This window comes from Stenotrophomonas sp. SORGH_AS_0321 (assembly GCF_031453215.1).
Lineage (GTDB): Bacteria > Pseudomonadota > Gammaproteobacteria > Xanthomonadales > Xanthomonadaceae > Stenotrophomonas > Stenotrophomonas chelatiphaga.
Map to the genome: position 1 here is coordinate 2,002,961 of NZ_JAVIZG010000001.1, position 13,872 is coordinate 2,016,832.

Genomic DNA, 13,872 nt, shown 5'->3' on the forward strand with positions numbered 1-13,872 from the left:
CTCCTTAGTCTGCGATAGCAATCTGTCAGCCCCGGGCCTCCACGGCGACCACCGCCCGCGACGTGGTCGCGCGGTCGGACGCCGTGGCATAAGCGAGCAGCGCGGCGCACAGCAACAGGCCAGCACTGGCCAGGAACGTACTGGCAAAGCCGAGACTGTCAAACAGCAGTCCGCCCACGGTCGAGCCAAGTGCGATGGAGCACTGCACCACCGCCACCATCAGCCCGCCGCCGGCCTCTGCGTTGTCAGTGAAAGTGCGGGCCAGCCAGCTCCACCAGCCCACCGGTGCGGCCGTTGCCAGCAGGCCCCAAGCCGAGAGCAGTGCGGCGGTCGGCCAAAGCTGGGGCCCCAGTGGAACCAGGGCCACCGCAATGAGCGCCATCAAGACTGGAATGGCCACCAGCGTTCGGTAAAGCCCACGCCTGATGAACACGCCAATGACGAGCGTGCCCACGAAGCCACTTACGCCGATGGCCAGCAGGACCAGGGGTACAGCAGACGTTCCTGCACTGGTCACGCGCTCCAGGAACGGCCGCACGTAGGTGAACAGGGCAAATTGCCCCATGAAGAAGGCACCGCAGGCAAGCATGCCAAGTGCCACCACACGCCGCCGGAACAGCGCGACCAGCCCGCTTTGTGACTGCCCGCTTTCCGCGGGCATGGAGGGCAGACAAACCCACTGCCATGCGAGAGCAATGGCAGCCACCGGCAGAAGGCACAGGAAAGCGCCCCGCCATCCGATCATGTCGCCCAGGTAGCTGCCCAGTGGCGCCGCAACTACCGTTGCAAGCGCATTGCCGCTGTTGAATATCGCCAAGGCGCGCGGGACCTTCGCAGCCGGAACCAGCCGCATTGCCGTTGCGGCAGACAGTGACCAGAACCCACCGATCACCACACCAATCAGTGCACGCCCCATCATGTAGACCGGATAGTTCGGAGCCAAAGCTACCAGCACACCCGACACTGCCATCAATGCGGTGAGGATCAGCAGCAACGTTCGTCGGTTTATGTTGCCCCCCAACCGGGAGATCGACAGGCTGGTCAGCACCGCAACGGCTCCCGAAATGGCGATGCCGTACCCGGCAAGCCCTTCGGTCACGCCCAGATCTGCCGCCAACGGAGTCAGCAGGCTGACCGGCATGAATTCCGAGGCGATCAACGCGAAGACGCACAGCGTCATCGCCAGCACGCCGCCCCAGTTGGCGCGATCTGCATTCGCGTGTGTGTGGCTCATTTCCCGGTCAGGCCGCGCTGGAAGAACGTCGTCAGTTTCTCGAAGGGAATCAGGTTGGCACGGTCATACAGGTCCACGTGACCCGCACCCTTTACCCAGTAGAGCTCCTTCGGCTGGACCGCCCTTTGGTATGCGTCTTCGCTGAACTCGCGTGAATGTGCGGCGTCACCGGAGACGAACAGCATCGGCCGGGGTGAGATGGTCCCGATGTCATTGAAGGGATAGAAGTTCATGAATTTGACCAGGCTGCTGAAGAGCGGCTGGGTCGTCAGCTCTGCCGTATCGCCCTTGGGCGTGTAGGCGCCGCGCGGAGTACGGTAGAAGTCGAAGAACTCGCGTTGGATGGCAGGGGTGTCAGCATCGAGTTTGTTGACCGTGCCTGGCACGTACACCGCCGCCCCGCCCTTGAACTCTGCCAGGCGCTGGTTGGTTGCGGACTGGATCACCGCCCTGCGCTGGTCCAGCGACTGCCCGTTGTTCAGCCCCTGCCGTGCCGCCGCGCCCATGTCGTACATGCTCACCGTGGCGATGGCCTTGATACGCGGGTCGATCTTGGCAGCGCTGATCACAAAGCTGCCGCTGCCACAGATACCCAGGCCGCCAATCCGATCCGGGTCCACATGGGCCTGCGTGCTCAGGAAATCTACGGCGGCACTGATGTCGTCTGAATAGATTTCCGGCGCCACCAGATGCCGCGGGGCGCCGCCGCTCTCTCCCCAGAAAGACAGATCGATCGCCAGCGTAACAAAGCCCTGCTCGGCAAGCTTCTGCGCGTAGAGCTGCGAGCTCTGCTCCTTCACCGCGCCCATCGGGTGGCCAACCACCACGGCGGGGGCGCGGCTGCCGCGAGGCAGGCCCTCGGGTTGGTACAGCGTGCCCACTACCTCCATCTGGTACTGGTTGCGGAAGCTGACGCGCTTACTCGCGACCGTAGGGCTGCGGTAGAAATTGTCCGACCCGGTGGGACGGGCTGTCCGAGGCGCATCCGCAGCCATGGCGGGAAGCGGTAGTACGCAACTGGCAAGCAGCGCCAGCAGCAACGTGGTGGGTTTCATGCGAGGGCGGCCTCGGTTGGGGGACTGAGGTCGCCACGATAGGTTCCGCCCGCCAACGCGATAAGCCGGCTGAAAGTTGATGCATTGTTGAGTTGAGCTCACAATTGGTCCATGAGCGCCGTGAAGACCAATGATCTGCAAGCCTTTCTTGTGGTGGCCCAAGAGCAGAGCTTCACCAAAGCCGCCGTTCGCCTTGGGGTAACGCCCTCTGCGCTGAGCCATTCGATGCGGCTGCTGGAAGAGCGTCTGGGCATTCGCCTGCTGGCCCGGACCACGCGCAACGTTTCTCCCACTGAGGCGGGCGAGCGCCTTATGCGCTCCATCGCGCCGCACTTCGCGGCTATCGGTGCCAGCGTCGAAGCGCTCGGAGACCTGCGTGACCGGCCTGCGGGAACGCTACGGATCTCCTGCACGGATGATTCGATGGAGACCATCATCCGACCACGGCTCGCCGGATTCATGGCCGAGTACCCGGACATCACGCTTGAGTTTTACGTGGATTACGGTTTTACCAACGTGGTGGAGCAGCGCTTCGACGCCGGCATCCGGCTGGGCGAGGCGCTCAGCAAGGACATGATCGCGGTCAGGGTTGGCCCCGATTGGCGCTTGGTCGTGGTGGGATCGCCCGGTTACTTCGAGAAGCATCCGAAGCCCAAGAAGCCCGCCGACATTACGCAACACCGTTGCGTACACATCCGGCATCGCCCAAACGGTGCAATTTACGCGTGGGAGTTCGAGGAGAAGGGCAAGGAGTTCACCGTGCGCGGCGATGGACCGTTGGTCTTCAACAGCATGACCCACGTCATCAATGCGGCCATCGACGGCCTGGGTTTGGCCTATGCGCCCGAGCCGATGGTCGCCGAGCATATCGCGGAGGGCAGACTGGTTGCCGTGCTCGACAAGTGGTGCCTACCCTTCCCCGGCTACCACCTTTACTACCCAAACCGGCGGCAGCCCTCGCCCGCATTCACGGCGCTGGTCGGGTGGCTGAGGCTGGAATGAGTAGGAGCAGCCACAAGCCCAGCGCCCGGCCAGGCTTCGAAGCAGCATCTGCCTGCCATGCGAATGTTCCAGATCGCGAAGGCTGAACGGTCTGAGAGGCAGCGGTTCAACCGCTGCCAGGGCTCGGCCCTCAGCCCGCTGACGCATGCTCTGCCGCAAACGCGGCATACGTACGCAACGGCCGACCCAGCAACTGCACCAACCGATCCACGTCACCCGCGCCAGGCATCATGCCGTCGCTGATGAAACGCTCGGCCATCTGCCGCATGTCGTAGGCCATCCACGCCGGCATGAACTGGCGCAGGTTCTGCTCGAAGGCGGCCGTGTCGTCGTCGCCGTAGGCGATCGGACGGTTCAGCACATCGCTCCAGATGGCGGCCACCTGTTCTCCGGTGAGCGTTTCCGGGCCCACCAGGTTGAGTCGGGTCAGCGCGCTGTTGTCCGGCGCCTGTTCGCGGTTGAGCAGTTCAATGGCGGCAATCTCGGCGATGTCGCGGGTGTCGATCATCGCCAGCCCCTTGCTGCCGATCGGCATGGGGTACACCCCGTAGCCCTGCACCACGTCCTTGATGGTGAGGTCGTTATCGATGAAATAGGCCGGGCGCAGGATCGTGGCGCTGAAGCCCATCTGCTCGATCATGCGCTCCACGCCGAACTTGCCGGCGAAGTGCGGCACGTTGACGTAGCGGTCGCTGTGGATCACCGACAGGTATACCACGCGCTTCACCCCTGCCTCGCGGGCGACGTTGAGGGTGATGAGCGCCTGGGTGAATTCGTCGGCGACCACGGCGTTGAGCAGGAACAGTGTGGAGACCCCCTCCAGCGCCTGGCGGAGGGCATCCACATCCAGCATGTCGCCCTGCACCAGCTCCACGGATGCGGGCAGGTTGGCGGTCGCGGGGCTGCGGACCAGTGCGCGGATGGCCGCTCCGCGCTGGGTGAGGTGCTGGACGACCTGGCGGCCGATGGTGCCAGTGGCGCCGGTAACAAGGATGGTCATGGGGTACTCCGGGTGGTGGGTGAGGCCTCATGATTGGTGATCCGCGTGCGGCCCGATAGCCCCTATACTTGGACCACCTGTCTCGCTGGTGGAACACATGGACCTGCTGGCCCTGGCCGATTTCAATCTGGTGGCGCGACACGGCGGGTTTGGCCGTGCTGCGCGCGCGGCGGACCGCCCGAAGGCAACCCTGTCGCGGCGCGTGGGTGAGCTGGAGGCGAGCCTGGGCGTGCGGCTGTTCGAGCGGGGTTCGCACACGCTGAAGCTCACCGAGGAAGGTCGAGCGCTGTTCAAGCGCACGGAAACGCTGCTTACCGAACTGGAAGAAGCGGCCGCGTCCATTGCTTCAGGCGGCGACACGCCCCGTGGCCGGCTGCGCGTGAGCGCACCGATGCTGTTCTCGCAGATGGCGCTGGGCAGGATTGCAGCCGAATTCGTGAAGCGCTACCCCCAGGTGCGGCTCGATGTCACCACTGAAGACCGCGCCGTGGATATGGTGGAAGAAGGCTATGACCTGGTGATAAGAGTCAATCCGGACCCGGATGAGCGGCTGGTGGGCCGGGTGCTGATCCGGGACCGCCTGGTGGTGGTCGCGCACCCGGACCTGCCCCTGCCCGCGATGGGCGAGACGGCGCCCGCGGTGTTGCGCCCGTCCAGCGATGCCACCGGCTGGGACCTGGTGACGCCGCGTGGCGAGATGCGTATCGCAGTGGATCCGGTGCTGCGCCTGGGCGCATTGACCATGGTGCGCGATGCCGTACGTGCATGCACCGGCGCGGCGATGCTGCCCTTCTCGCTGGTTGCCGACGACCTCAGGAATGGCGCACTGGTGTCGTGGGGACATGCGAAGGCCCCGCCGATCGAGATATGGGCGCTGTACCCGTCGCGACGGCTGCTCAGCTCAAGGGTGTCGGCGTTGCTCGACCTGCTCAAGGAATCCTTTCCCGAGGGTGAGGCGGAGGAATTGGCCGCCTTCGCGGGCAGCGGCCGCTGACGGCCAAAAGCGGACGGCAACGCTTGAGTCAAGACGCTTGGCGAAGCCAGTTTGAGTTATCTGTCAGGCCTCATCCACTGGACGGTTGGACCAGACACTGTATGCCAGGACAAGGCATAAACAGGTTGTTCCAAACTGAAGCAGCAACCCGAGGAAATAGAAGAACGGGTCATCGCTTGGATTGACGATGAACTCCCATGTCTGGTTCCGGCCTAGAAGCACCTTGACCTCTTTGGTTGTGCCTAAAAGCATCAGCAGATTCTTTGCAGCGAAGAGCGCGGCCACTGAGAACGTGACGCACCCAAGAAGCGTCGGAGCATGCCGAAGCAATCGCTGCCTGGAGCGGGAAAACGCGAAAACGAACGCAATGTATGCGAGTCCAAGGCCTGCAATGATCGCGAATTGCCCGAGTGTGAAGAACATGAGGATTGGCTACCTGACAGCCGGAACCGTGGGTCCGGTCATACGAGTTATCCGCAGAGTCCGGTATGCCGGGCTCTCCCCTTGATGCGGCTCAATCCTAGGGCTGCCGGGCTCGTCCAACAAGCCGGCGCAGGTTTCCGATCCGCGAATGGACAAGGCGTACTTGGTCCAATGCGCGCTCAAAGGCAGGCCCCGGCATAGCTGCAGCCAATGAACAGAAGAACATGAAGTGCAACCGGAATGGACAAAACGCCCGCGGCGCCAGCAATAACGGCGGCGCGGCGGGCGCCACCAGGAACAACACAACTGGCTGCCAGGGCGATAAGGACCGGCGTGGCAAGAATCAGCACGCCGCTCGGGTAGATGAAGCGTTCTCGTACGGCCCACGCGAGGGAACCCGGGCGATACTGCCCGGACGACCCTGGGTAGGCGGACGATGCCACCAAAGACGCGACGGTCAGGACCAAGGCCAGCATCAGGACGACCACAAACGGCCACCGCAGGCGAGGCCAGCGTTGGCGCATCCGGAATGCACCTGCCACTCCGGCGAAGACGCAGAGGACGATGAGCAAAGACACGACAGCAACCAGGTTCTGCATCCCGCTCATAGGTGGCACCATTTCTGGATCAGGTGGGCATTCGGCCTGGGACGCGCCTTCGAATGAAGGCCTTGGGCTGCGCTGTTCGCTGTAGAGCGCGATCTCAGGGCAGCTCGTTCCGGTTCGCAAAAGCTAGCGTCGTCCGGCGGCGCGGGCTGCTTGCTGCTCTGCTCGATCAGCCATCTCCAGAGCCGCATCCAGCTGCGGCAGCGTGGGCTCGCGATCCACGAACAACCCAAGCGCCGACTCGCGTGTGCGGTACGTGATATCCATGCCGGTGGGTAGGATGCGGCCCCCCAGAGACGCGTCGCAATGCCCGACGTGCACCGGGCCGCGCTCTGTCTCCACGACAACGGAGAGGACCGTGCAGGGAGGCCGGCGCGAGCGAGCAGAAGGCTCATGCCTTGCGCTGTACGTCACGGTCCCGTTCCGGGTGTGATCGACCCCGACGACGGACGCCAGCATCATGCCCGCCCCATGGGCGGTGAACATCCACCCGGCCACCAGCGCCGCTGGGAATACCACCCATGAAGGGGAATACAGCGAACGCACTTGCCTGCGCCTGCCTTGAAGGGGCGAGTAAACCACTTCGGGTCTGGGCTGCGCCCACACGGCCCAGAAGGCTGTCAGCACAGCGATGATGCCAGCGGCGAACTGGAGTTCCGTGCTGGGCTGGAAGTCCGAACCCGCAAAACCGATCGCGCCGAGTAGTCCGGCGATCAGAAGCATCCACTCAATCGGAGATCTGCGCACTGCCGCGGTCCTCATCAGTGGGCGGAGACAGATGCCAATGCAGATTGATGAGCAGTCGGTCGCAGACGGGCGGGTCGCGGTTGCTCAGGCAGGCCATGCTCATATTATTGCTCGGGTAGACAGAAAGCGCCGCGCTGGTGCCGGCGGCGCCGCCGCCATGGCCCCAATGCGGGAACTCCTCCGGGCCGGATGAAATGAAGCCATAGCCATACCAGTCGATCTGCTGCTTGGAAGTAGCTCTGTCCGCTGACCTTCTCCCGCTTCGGCGGGCGGCTTGGCGACGGCGCTTGATGCCAGCACATACAGCGCTGCCGCCAAACCCAAGCGCTGGAGCGGGAACCGGCTTGCACCTGCGGTCATGCGCCCTCCATTGCGTTCTGGCCGAGGTGACTATTGGACCAGACGCAAGCGTAGTCAATGCCCTGGGCCTGAGGAACGGTCCGGTTTGCTTGAAGCATCGCCTATCGTGGATCATTGAGCGAACACGCTTTACATTCATGGAGAAAGACATGAAAGGACTCCTGCTCAACATCGCCATCTCGCTGACGGCGGTGGCCATCTCGCTCTTCGCCCTGCATGAAGCGCGTCAGGCGAATGATCCATCGCGCATCCTGGAAGCGCGTGGCCTGATCGTCAGGGATGCATCGGGTGTGTCCCGCGTGGAGATCGGCGCGCCGGTGAACGGGCCGATGGTCCTCGGCAAGCGCGAAGAACGCATCGCGCCTGCAGCCGGCATCCTGCTGAATGGTCCAGACGGCAATGAGCGCGGTGGCTACCTCACGGCCGACACCGGCGATGAGGCGGTGCTGACGCTGGATGGTGCGGGCGACGGCAGCGAAGTCTTCAAAGTGGTGGCCAATGAGGAGGCCGGTGCGTCACTGTTTGTCATCCACCAGAACGGATCAGTCGCCATGTTGACGACCTACCAGGGCCATCCGGAGCTTCGGTTCATCGAGCAGGATGGCAAGGTGAGCTACACGCAGGGGGCCAAGGAGTAGCGCGCTTCCGGCGCGCTACCCCTGCAGCTCCGCCAGCGAGGCCTACGCCATCACCTTGTCCGGGGTGATCGGCGTACTGCGGATGCGCTTGCCGGTGGCGTGATGGATCGCATTGCAGATAGCGGCTGACACGCCTACCAGGCCGATCTCCCCCACTCCTTTGGCGCCGAGGCTGCTGACCACCCGGTCGTCTTCTTCCACGAACAGCACGTCCACGTCATGGATGTCGGCGTTCACCGAAACGTGGTACTGCGCCAGATCGTGGTTCATGAAGCGGCCGAAGCGGTGGTCGGATTCGGTGTGCTCGTGCAGTGCCGCACCGATGCCCCACACCACCCCGCCGATGATCTGGCTGCGGGCGGTGGTGGGATTGAGGATGCGGCCGGCAGCAATGGCGCTGACCACGCGCATCACCCGCACCGTGCCGAGTTCCTCGTCCACCCGCACCTCCACGAAGACGGCGCTGTGCGTGGCGCGGGTATAGCGGCGTTGCTTCAACACATTGGGCAGCAGCAGGTACTTGGCTTCGATGCTGGCCTTGCCGGCGTCGGCCAGCAGCGTGGTCAACGCGATGGCGCTTGCCGGATCATCGCGCAGGGCCAGAGTGCCGTTGGCAAATACAACATCATCCAGCCCAGCACGGTTGAACGCCGAATATTGCGTGCCGGCCGCGAGCGCGAGCAGCTGCCGGCGCAGCTTGGCGCAGGCCCCGTCCACGGCCGAGCCCACCGTGCTGACATGCGATGAGCCGCCCTCGATCGGGGCCACCGGCAGCGTGGAATCGCCCAGCTGGAAGGTGACCTGTTCCAGCGGCAGGCCCAAGGCCTCGGCGGCGATCATGCTCATCACCGTATAGGTGCCGGTGCCGATGTCGGTGGCGGCGCTGCTGACCACCAGCCGGCCATCGGCGTGCAGCTCGGCGTGGGCGCGCGCGAACATCTGCATCGCATCCCACTGGCCGGTGGCCATGCCCCAACCAACCCATTCGTTGCCTTCGCGGCGGGCCCGCGGCAGGGGCGCGCGCTCGGCCCAGCCAAAGCGCTCTGCGCCGCGGCGGTAGCACTCGCGCAGGGCCTTGGTGGAAAACGGCTTGCCATCGGCAGGGTTGGTCTCGGCGTAGTTCTTCAACCGCAAGGCCAGCGGGTCGATGCCGACCTCGTTGGCCAGCTCGTCCATCGCCACTTCCAGCGCATGCATGCCGTGCGACGCGCCCGGGGCGCGCATGTCGATCGGCGTGTACTGGTCCAGGTCGACCACCTTGTATCCCACGTGCACGTTGTCACACGCATACAGTTGGCCGCTCCAGTTGACCACGACCTCCACGTAATCCTCGATCCGCGACGTCTCGGCCACCGCCTCGTGCCAGATGGAGCGCAGGGTGCCATCGGCATCGGCGGCGAGCTTCACCCGCTGCACGGTCTCCGGACGGTGGCCGAAGGTGAACATCTGCTGGCGGGTCAGCACCACCCGCACCGAGCGCTCCAGCGCCAGCGCGCCCATCACGGCCAGCGGGAGCTGGTACTGCGGGCGAAGCCCGGCACCGAAAGCGCCGCCTACGTAGGCATTGCGTACCGTCACCTTGCGCTTGGGCAAGCCGAACACATGCGAGACGTACCAGCGGCTGTTCTGCGAGCCCTGGGTCTTGTCGTGGATGGTCAGGTGGCCATCATCGCCGCGGATCACCGTACTGGCGAACAGCTCCATCGGGTTGTGGTGTTCTACGCCGCTGTAGAAATCGGCGGAGACACGGTGCGATGCCTGTGCGAAGGCCTGGTCCGGCTCGCCTTTGTCTTTGGGCGGTGCGGAAAATCCCGCTTTCATCTTGCGCGGCGCGCGTGCCCGTTCGACGGAGGCGACCAGGTTGGTTTCATGCGCCTCGGTCTCATAGCGCACCTCCACCAGTCCCGCCGCATGACGGGCTGCTTCGAAGGTCTCGGCCAGGACCAGCGCCACCGGCTGGCCGCTGTAGCGGACCTGCGCGTCGTACAACGGCCGGAACGGCGACCCTGCGGGGGCCGTCATGTCCTTGTAGAAGATGCCGGCACCGCGCATGTGCGGACGATTGAGATGGGTCAGCACCTTTAAAACGCCCGGCACCGCCAGCGCAGCGTCCAGGTCAAATCCAAGGATGCGCCCCTTGGCGATGCTGCTGTTGACCACCACGCCGTACACCAGGTCCGTCGCGGGCCACTCTGCGGCATAGCGCGCCTGGCCGGTCACCTTGGCCCGGCCATCGATGCGTGGCGTTCCGGTGCCGGTCGGGACGTGGCCGGTTCCCGGCTCGGCCACGGGAACCTGCGGTTGCTTGGGGTAGGCGCTCATGCGGCATGCTCCGGTTGGCCGCGGCGTCCGCCACGATTGTCGATGGTGCCCTCGGTGGCAGCCTGCAGGGCGCGCACCACGGCGCGGCGTGCAAGCGGGATCTTGAAGGCGTTCTGACCCTGCGACTGCGCGCCCTCCAGCAGCCGCTCGGCCGCGGAATCGAAGGCCGCAGCATCCGGCAGGCTGCCGATCAGCAACTGTTCGGCCTCGGTGCTCCGCCACGGCTTGTGCGCCACGCTGCCCAAGGCCAGGCGCGCATCGACGATGCGTCCGTCAGGCCCGATCTCCAGCGCGGCGGCCACCGACACCAGCGCGAACGCATAGGACAGGCGCTCGCGGATCTTCAGGTAGGCGCTATGCGCGGCAAACCGTCCGGCCGGTGGCAGGGTCAGGTGGGTGATCAGCTCGTCCGCCGACAGCGTGCTGTCCTGCTCGGGCTGGTCACCCGGCAGGCGGTGGAACGCACCGAACGGGATCGCGCGGGTGCCGCGCAGGCTGGCTACATGTACCGTGGCGTCCAGCGCTGCGAGGGCGACGCACATATCGGAGGGGTGCGTGGCGATGCAGTGTTCGCTGGCGCCAAGGATCGCGTGGTACTTGGTCAGCCCGCCCACGGCCGAACAGCCAGTGCCCGGCTCGCGCTTGTTGCAGGGCGTGGCACGGTCGTAGAAGTAGGTGCAGCGCGTGCGCTGCAGCAGATTGCCGCCGTTGCTGGCCATGTTGCGGATCTGTGGCGATGCCGCCGCAAGGATCGCCGCCGAGAGCAGCGGATACTCGCGTTCCACCAGCGGGTGGTACGCCGTATCGGCATTGCGGGCAGTGGCGCCGAGCTGCAGGCCGCCCTCTTCGGTGCCGGTGATGGTGTCCAGCGGCAGCGCGTTGATGTCCAGCAGTCCGCTGGGCTGCATCAGCTGCAGCTTCATCAGGTCGAGCAGGTTGGTGCCGCCGGCGATCGGCTGGATGGGGCGCACGGAGGCACTGGCAACCTGCTGCAGGGCGTGCTGCAGCGACGCGGCGCGTTCGTAGGTGGCGGGAATCATGCCGGCACCGTGCCGGGCGTCCAGTGCGCGGGGGATGCTTCGGGTGTGGCAGCGGGGCCCCGGGATTCTTCCAGCACCGCCATCACCGCGTCGGTGATCTGCGGGTAGGCCCCGCAACGGCAGATGTTGCCACTCATCAGTTCGCGCACCTGGTCACGGGTGCAGGCCTGGCCTTCATTGATCAGCCCCTGCGCCGAACACAGCTGGCCGGGCGTGCAGTAGCCACACTGCAGGGCGTCCTTGGCGATGAACGCCTGTTGCAGCGGATGCAGCGCATCCCCGTTCGCCAAGCCTTCGACCGTTGTGATCTCCGCACCTTCCTGCATCACCGCCAGGGTCAGGCAACTGTTGATGCGGCGCCCCTCCACCAGGACCGTACAGGCGCCGCACTGGCCGTGATCGCACCCTTTCTTGGTGCCGGTCAGCTGCAGGCGGTCACGCAGCAGGTCCAGCAGGCTGACCGTGGATTCGACTTCCAGCGTGTGCGGCTCGCCATTGATGGTCAGGCGCAGCGGATACAGGGGGGCGGCTCGCGTGGTAGGGGGGGACGGCGGCGTGGCCGCGTGGGGTGCAGGGAAATCGCTCATGGCAGGTCCGGCTAGGGCGTCTGCCAACAACCCTGCGCTTCGGCTCGTCTATTCCGGGTGCACGTGGCATGTGCTGCGTGCGAAGTCGTCGCTGGCGGGTATTTTGCGCGCCCCTCACGTGGCAGCGTCCGCCACTGAACGCGGGCAAGCCTAACGTCCGAGCTCACACAGTCACGAAACGATGCGTCATCAGGATCAATCATGACAAACACAGGTGCGTTCCAGATCCTGTCCTTCGATATGGTCCGGATACCAGAGATGGACGAGGAAGTCGTGGATTCCATTACCGCCCGCTGCCGGCGATGCGGGCACGTGACCACGGTCAATGACGGTGCCGTTCATCACCTTTCCGGTGGGCTGGTCATGCAGTGCGGACAGTGCAGCAACCGCCAGGCGCTTTCCAACGCCGGGTTGGCGCCTGCCCACACGGACCTGCGGTCGGTCTAGCGCGGTCAACTCACTCCGGGGCTGGAACCAGCCACGAACGGGCGAGCGCGAGGGGATCCTGGCCCTTCTCCACCAGGACGTCCGGCGTCAGCCGGTCCGGCACGAGCTGGCCGGTACGGTCGAGGAAGTTGCTCTGCGTCAGCATCAATGCGCTGCCATCGGGCAGCGGGACCCGCCCGTTTCCCGTGGCGAGACCGGCCGTAGGCTGCCCGAAGAACCGGGTCCCAGGTCGGCCCCTGAACGCCGTGGCGACGGCCTCCCCCGAACTTGCAGTGCTGCGGCTGATCAGGACGGCCACCGGCGTCGTGGCCATGTCCGCCGTGCAGCCGCCCACCGCCCTGGCCGTCCACGGGCTGACCTTCCCGTCCGCATCACGAAACGCGCCGATGTTTCCTTCTCCCAGCAATGGCAGCAAGCCACTGACCATCGGCCACATGTTTCCGCCGCTGTTCACGCGCAGGTCCACGATCACGCCGTGCAATCCCTTGCTGGCCATGTCTTCAAGCCTGCGACAGACGCTGGCAGAAAACTGGCGGGTGGCTTCGGGATCGGTGCCGCTCAGGCCCGGCATCTGCAGATAGCCCACGTTGTCGGACACGCTTGCCTGCACAGGCTGGCTGGCATTGGCGCTTGTCCGAAGCGTTTCCATCCTGCTCCGGGTCAGGTGCCCGCTGTGCCGGTCGGCCAGGCTGGAGAGCGCGATGCGGATTCGCGGGTGCGCCTCCTGCGCGGGGAGGTCCTTGAGATCGGCAGTGAGCAACCGGGCGCGCTCGGCTTTCCAGTCCACCCGGGACCGGTTGAGGGCCTTGGTCTCAATCTGTGAGATGGCAGCATCCAGCACGTCGTAGGCCGACACATCGCTACGGGCTGGAACCTCGGCCTGCAGCCTCAGCGACTCCGCTTTGATGCGCCCGACACCGGTCATGGTGACGCCCAACCTCAGGTGGGTCGCGGTGCGAGGGACGTACAGCCGCACCTCACGCGACTGCGCGCGATGCTGCAGGTTCACGGGTGTGTGTCGGGTGCTGTCGAAGGCAACGGGCTGGCGGGCTTCATCGGCACGTATCCAGAGCGCGGCAGTGCCAGCGCCCTCTTCCACTTCAAGGATTCCCGAAAGGACCACGTCCTGGCCGCGGTACGGTGCGGCGTCCAGCGAGGCGATCGAACCGAAGAACGCTTCCTTGCCTTCCTGATCCGATGACAGGGTCAGTCGTGAACCCCCAGGCGCCAGTACATCGCCCGAGCCGCTCACCTTCGATACGTCACTGGTGCCCCGCCATGTGGTTTCCGCATGGGCTGTCGGGTGCAGCAGGATCAGGGCAAGAGAGACAAGTGACGCACGCACCATGGCTTCAACATCCTTGTTGGGGGTGACCTGCATTCTATCGCCGCCCCGCCCCGCCCCGCCCCCGCCCCGT

Annotated in this window: 14 protein-coding genes; 3 read left to right on the top strand and 11 right to left on the bottom strand. The window is 65.2% G+C overall.

Translation table 11 applies throughout. The features are described 5' to 3' along the window. Window positions 1-25: 25 nt before the first annotated feature. The gene (locus QE373_RS08720; RefSeq protein WP_309685543.1) at window positions 26-1,234 is read right to left on the bottom strand and encodes an MFS transporter; all 1,209 of its coding nucleotides are present in this window, start codon (window positions 1,232-1,234) and stop codon (window positions 26-28) included. Next, entirely contained in the window at window positions 1,231-2,289 is a 1,059-nt protein-coding gene (locus tag QE373_RS08725) for an alpha/beta hydrolase (RefSeq protein WP_309685545.1), read from the bottom strand. The genes QE373_RS08720 and QE373_RS08725 overlap by 4 nt, the downstream gene beginning before the upstream one ends. Window positions 2,290-2,400: 111 nt before the next feature. Between QE373_RS08725 and QE373_RS08730 the strand changes: the two genes are divergently transcribed. Then, a complete protein-coding gene (locus QE373_RS08730; protein ID WP_309685547.1) occupies window positions 2,401-3,291 on the top strand; it encodes a LysR family transcriptional regulator in 891 nt (296 codons plus the stop codon). 130 nt (window positions 3,292-3,421) lie between these two features. Here the strand turns inward: QE373_RS08730 and QE373_RS08735 are convergent, their stop codons facing one another. Beyond that, on the bottom strand, window positions 3,422-4,291 hold the full coding sequence (locus QE373_RS08735) for an NmrA/HSCARG family protein (protein WP_309685549.1): 870 nt from the start codon (window positions 4,289-4,291) through the stop codon (window positions 3,422-3,424). A 97-nt stretch (window positions 4,292-4,388) separates the two neighbouring features. On the opposite strand from QE373_RS08735, the gene QE373_RS08740 reads away from it, so the two are divergent. After that, window positions 4,389-5,285 carry a LysR family transcriptional regulator gene (locus tag QE373_RS08740; RefSeq protein ID WP_309685551.1) on the top strand — a complete coding sequence of 299 codons (897 nt, stop codon included), beginning with the start codon at window positions 4,389-4,391 and terminating at the stop codon, window positions 5,283-5,285. Between the two features lie 63 nt (window positions 5,286-5,348). On the opposite strand, the gene QE373_RS08745 is transcribed toward QE373_RS08740, so the two are convergent. From QE373_RS08745 to QE373_RS08755, 3 genes are all read right to left on the bottom strand, one after another. Next, complete coding sequence (locus tag QE373_RS08745) at window positions 5,349-5,708, bottom strand: hypothetical protein (protein ID WP_309685553.1); 360 nt, start codon at window positions 5,706-5,708, stop codon at window positions 5,349-5,351. Between the two features lie 179 nt (window positions 5,709-5,887). Next, window positions 5,888-6,316: a hypothetical protein gene (locus QE373_RS08750; protein WP_309685555.1), complete on the bottom strand. Its 429-nt coding sequence runs from the start codon at window positions 6,314-6,316 to the stop codon at window positions 5,888-5,890. Between the two features lie 123 nt (window positions 6,317-6,439). Next, window positions 6,440-7,036 carry a hypothetical protein gene (locus QE373_RS08755; RefSeq protein ID WP_309685556.1) on the bottom strand — a complete coding sequence of 199 codons (597 nt, stop codon included), beginning with the start codon at window positions 7,034-7,036 and terminating at the stop codon, window positions 6,440-6,442. A 533-nt stretch (window positions 7,037-7,569) separates the two neighbouring features. Here QE373_RS08755 and QE373_RS08760 point away from each other — a divergent pair. Continuing rightward, on the top strand, window positions 7,570-8,058 hold the full coding sequence (locus QE373_RS08760; RefSeq protein ID WP_309685558.1) for a hypothetical protein: 489 nt from the start codon (window positions 7,570-7,572) through the stop codon (window positions 8,056-8,058). Window positions 8,059-8,100: 42 nt separating this feature from the next. Here QE373_RS08760 and QE373_RS08765 read toward each other — a convergent pair whose 3' ends face one another. The 5 genes from QE373_RS08765 to QE373_RS08785 form a co-directional block, all read right to left on the bottom strand. Beyond that, on the bottom strand, window positions 8,101-10,380 hold the full coding sequence (locus QE373_RS08765) for a xanthine dehydrogenase family protein molybdopterin-binding subunit (protein WP_309685560.1): 2,280 nt from the start codon (window positions 10,378-10,380) through the stop codon (window positions 8,101-8,103). Continuing rightward, window positions 10,377-11,444 carry a xanthine dehydrogenase family protein subunit M gene (locus tag QE373_RS08770; protein WP_309689672.1) on the bottom strand — a complete coding sequence of 356 codons (1,068 nt, stop codon included), beginning with the start codon at window positions 11,442-11,444 and terminating at the stop codon, window positions 10,377-10,379. The genes QE373_RS08765 and QE373_RS08770 overlap by 4 nt, the downstream gene beginning before the upstream one ends. Continuing rightward, window positions 11,417-12,007 carry a 2Fe-2S iron-sulfur cluster-binding protein gene (locus QE373_RS08775; RefSeq protein WP_309685562.1) on the bottom strand — a complete coding sequence of 197 codons (591 nt, stop codon included), beginning with the start codon at window positions 12,005-12,007 and terminating at the stop codon, window positions 11,417-11,419. The genes QE373_RS08770 and QE373_RS08775 overlap by 28 nt, the downstream gene beginning before the upstream one ends. A gap of 195 nt (window positions 12,008-12,202) precedes the next feature. Next, complete coding sequence (locus QE373_RS08780) at window positions 12,203-12,349, bottom strand: hypothetical protein (RefSeq protein ID WP_161809842.1); 147 nt, start codon at window positions 12,347-12,349, stop codon at window positions 12,203-12,205. A gap of 115 nt (window positions 12,350-12,464) precedes the next feature. Further along, complete coding sequence (locus tag QE373_RS08785; protein ID WP_309685565.1) at window positions 12,465-13,835, bottom strand: S41 family peptidase; 1,371 nt, start codon at window positions 13,833-13,835, stop codon at window positions 12,465-12,467. Window positions 13,836-13,872 lie beyond the last annotated feature (37 nt).